Below are 3,586 nucleotides of genomic sequence, written 5' to 3' on the forward strand. Positions count from 1 at the left end.
GGTGTGAACGGCGGTCAGAAACCGCGTCTATTCGGCGGCGAGGACGCGGTTTTCGTTTTGGGTGGCTGAACTTCCAGCGTTGGTTGTGCCCGATGCCTCTTTCGGGCAGTTCTTGGAGTGTTGGTTGTGCCTGCATGGACGCCCGGAGGGCGGCCATGCAGGCACGGCCAGCCCCGTCCGGGCTGCAACGAGTGAGGCGGATCTCAAGGGGGCGCAGCGCTTCGCAGGCTGAGGACGTGCGTGTCGCGCGTCTGCCCTGTGGCGCAAGCACGCCGTGGTCTGTACAACACACGACGTTGCCGAAGAAGGCGGGTACGGCAGCGGTCCCTTCACGCCGGCAAGCTTGAAGACCGCGCCGCGCCCTACACCGTGCCGATAAAGGCGGTGCCACCACAGTGTGGCGCGCTGGGACGCGTCCGTCCAGCACCATTGGCAGCGCCTCGAGGTGCGAATGGAACGCGGCGCCCGTCTGTTCCTGTGCGCGCGCTGTCGCGACCAGGTGCTGCTGTGCAGTCACTGCGATCGTGGCCAGCGCTATTGCAGCGCGGCGTGTTCACGCCAGGCCCGTGAGAGCGCGCAGCGCGAGGCCGCACAACGCTACCAGCGCAGCCGCCGCGGTCGCATGGCCCACGCGGCCCGGGCACGGCGATGGCGCAGCCGCCACCGCGGCGACGCAAAAATGGTGACGCATCAGGGTTCCCGAGCGTGCCCCGCCGATGCTCTACTGGTCGCATGCATGGACATCACCACGGACAGCGCTGTCGCGCCGACTCCTGGGCACGAGGGTGCCGACTCACGCGCTGGCGGCGTGATGCAAGCGGAGGCGGCGCTTGCTGGCGCGCGTTGTCGGCGCTGCGAACAGGCGTTGATGCCCTGGGTGCGCCAGGGCTTCCTGCGCCGGGGCCGAAGGGCCGGCACCCGCATCGCACGCCGTGACCATAGCCCCTGAACTGAGTGCGCGGATCCTGCGCCTGTATGACGTGGAGAAGTGGCGCGTGGGCACCATCTCCCGGTTGCTGCGCGTGCATCGAGACACCGTGCACAGGGTGCTCGCCCAGAGCGGCCTGCCGACACCGTCGACGCCATTGCGCCCAAGCCGCATCGACCCGTACAGGGCGTTCATCCTCCAGACCCTGGCCCGGTTCCCCGAGCTGAGCGCCGTGCGGCTGTTCGGCATGGTCAGCGAGCGAGGCTATGTCGGCAGCGGCGAGCATTTCCGCCACCTCATTGCCGGCATGCGCCCACGGCCGGTGGCCGAGGCCTACCTGCGGCTGCGCACGTTGCCGGGAGAACAGGCCCAGGTCGACTGGGGGCACTTCGGCCATCTGCAGATCGGCCGTGCGAGACGACCGCTGATGGCCTTCGTCATGGTGCTGAGCTACTCGCGCGCGATCTTCCTGCGCTTCTTCCTGGACGCCCGCATGGACAGCTTCTTGCGAGGTCACGTCGAGGCGTTCGCCTCGTGGGGCGGGTCCAGCCGGGTAGTTCTCTATGACAACCTCAAGAGTGCCGTGCTCGAGCGCCAGGGCGACGCGATCCGCTTCAACCCGACGCTGCTGGAGTTCGCCGCGCACTGTCGCTATGAACCGCGTCCGGTGGCGGTGGCGCGCGGAAATGAGAAGGGCCGCGTGGAGCGCGCGATACGGTATGCGCGCGAGAGCTTCTTCGCCGCTCGGGCGTTCAACGGCCTGGACGACCTCAACGCCCAGGCCCGCCTGTGGTGCGAGGGTCCGGTCCTGGATCGGCGCTGGCCCGAGGACAGCGCCCTGAGCGTGCGCGAGGCCTTCAACATCGAGCGGGCAAGTCTGCTGGCGCTGCCCGAGCGCGACTACCCGTTGGGCGAGCGCGTGGCCGTCTCGGTCGGCAAGACACCCTACGTGCGCTTCGACCTGAACGACTACTCGGTGCCTTACACGCACGTTCGTCGCACGCTGGGCGTGCTGGCCGACGAGCGCAGGGTCCGCATCTTCGATGGCACGCGTGAGCTCGCCGCGCACCCACGCAGTTGGGATCGCGGCGCACAGATCGAGGACACCTCGCATGTGCAGGCGCTGGTCGATCAAAAGCGCGGTGCCCGCGCGCATCGAGCCTGCGACCGCCTGGCGCAAGCCGCCCCGGCCAGCGCCGAGTTGCTCAGGCGCGCCGGCATCCGGGGCCACAACCTGGGCTCGATCACCGCCGCGCTGATGCGCCTGCTGCAGCGCTATGGCGCCGCCGCGCTCCAGGCGGCCATGCTCGACGCGCTCGAGCGCGACGTGCCACACCCCAACGCCGTGCGCCTGGCACTGGAGCGCGCTCGCGAGGCCAGCGGCCGGCCGCCGCCGGTCGCGTTGGTGCTGCCCGAGCACGTCACGCGCCGTGACGCACCGGTGCGCACACACGACCTGGCTTCCTACGACCGACCGGAGAACGTCGATGAACACGAGTGACTCCACGACACCCGCGATGATGTCCGAGGCACACCTGCGAGAGCAGGCCGGAGAACTTCGTCTGCATGGCCTGCTGGCTCGCTGGAGCGAAGTGATGAGCCAGCCCGAACAGGCTCGCTGGGTGGCCCGGTTGCTGGGCTGGGAGGCGGACGAGCGACATCGTCGCAGCCTGGAGCGGCGCCTGCGCGCGGCGCATATCGGGCGCTTCAAGCCGCTGGCCGACTTCGACTGGCAGTGGCCCACGCAGTGCGACCGTGTGGCCTTGGAGGGCTTGATGACGCTGGACTTCCTCCAGGACGCCAGCAACGTCGTGCTGGTCGGCCCGAACGGGGTGGGCAAGACCATGTGTGCGTGCAACCTGGGCTACCAGGCGGTGCTGGCCGGGCACACGGCGCTGTTCATCACGGCCGGGCAATTGCTTGGCGAGTTGGCCGCCTTGGACAGCGACTCGGCGTTGCGGCGCAGGCTGCGCTTCTACGCGGCGCCGGCCGTATTGCTGATCGATGAAGTGGGCTATCTGTCGTACTCCAACCGCCATGCCGACCTCCTGTTCGAATTGGTCAGTCGGCGCTACCAGCAAAAGAGCACCGTCGTCACAACGAACAGGGCGTTTGCCGAATGGGGAGAGGTCTTCCCGAACGCGGCCTGCGTGGTCTCCCTGATCGACCGGCTCATGCATCGCGCCGAGGTGGTGCGCATCGAGGGCAAGTCCTGGCGCCAGAAGGAGGCCGACGAACGGGAGGCAGCGCGCAAGACCGAACGTGCCGCCAGTCAAGCCGCGCCGCGCGGACGCAGGCCAGCGTCATGAAGCACACCACGCAGAACACGCCGCCATCGATGCGCGTGCCGACCCACTGGACGCCGGAACAAGCGCTCGCCGCACTCGAGTGCCTGCATGCCATGCGCGAGGCCATCTGGGCGCTCTACGGGCCACAGGCACAACAGGCGTGGCGCGATCAGCTCATGCCCGACCGTGGACCGCTGGACTTCGACCCCGACTTGCCCTTTTGAGTCGCCGGCGCACGCACCCAACAGCTTGAGCAAAACGGATGGCCCCTCTCGGGGCCGTCCGTCCTTCATCAACTCAAACCTCCAGCGGACCAGAAAACCGCCTCCTCACCGCCGAATAGAAGCGGATCTACACCGCCGCCAACAGC

At 68.4% G+C, this 3,586-nt stretch carries 3 protein-coding genes; all 3 read left to right on the forward strand.

The genetic code is table 11. The annotated features are described in order from the left end of the window. Positions 1-932: 932 nt before the first annotated feature. Genes istA through WKW82_RS40295 form a run of 3 tightly spaced genes read left to right on the forward strand, consistent with a single transcriptional unit; the run spans position 933 to position 3,440 of the window. On the forward strand, positions 933-2,429 hold the full coding sequence (istA, locus tag WKW82_RS40285; protein WP_340348809.1) for an IS21 family transposase: 1,497 nt from the start codon (positions 933-935) through the stop codon (positions 2,427-2,429). 16 nt (positions 2,430-2,445) lie between these two features. Continuing rightward, on the forward strand, positions 2,446-3,237 hold the full coding sequence (gene istB, locus WKW82_RS40290; protein WP_422823715.1) for an IS21-like element helper ATPase IstB: 792 nt from the start codon (positions 2,446-2,448) through the stop codon (positions 3,235-3,237). Beyond that, on the forward strand, positions 3,234-3,440 hold the full coding sequence (locus tag WKW82_RS40295; protein WP_340348811.1) for a hypothetical protein: 207 nt from the start codon (positions 3,234-3,236) through the stop codon (positions 3,438-3,440). Before istB ends, WKW82_RS40295 begins: the two co-directional genes overlap by 4 nt. Positions 3,441-3,586 lie beyond the last annotated feature (146 nt).

This window comes from Variovorax rhizosphaerae, from assembly GCF_037889975.1.
GTDB classification, from domain to species: Bacteria; Pseudomonadota; Gammaproteobacteria; order Burkholderiales; family Burkholderiaceae_C; genus Variovorax; species Variovorax rhizosphaerae.

What these genes read in the sequence shown, in the direction of transcription:
- istB (WP_422823715.1), top strand. Translation starts at nt 2,446, where the DNA reads ATGATGTCCGAGGCACACCTGCGAGAGCAGGCCGGAGAACTTCGTCTG.
- WKW82_RS40295 (WP_340348811.1), top strand. Translation starts at nt 3,234, where the DNA reads ATGAAGCACACCACGCAGAACACGCCGCCATCGATGCGCGTGCCGACC.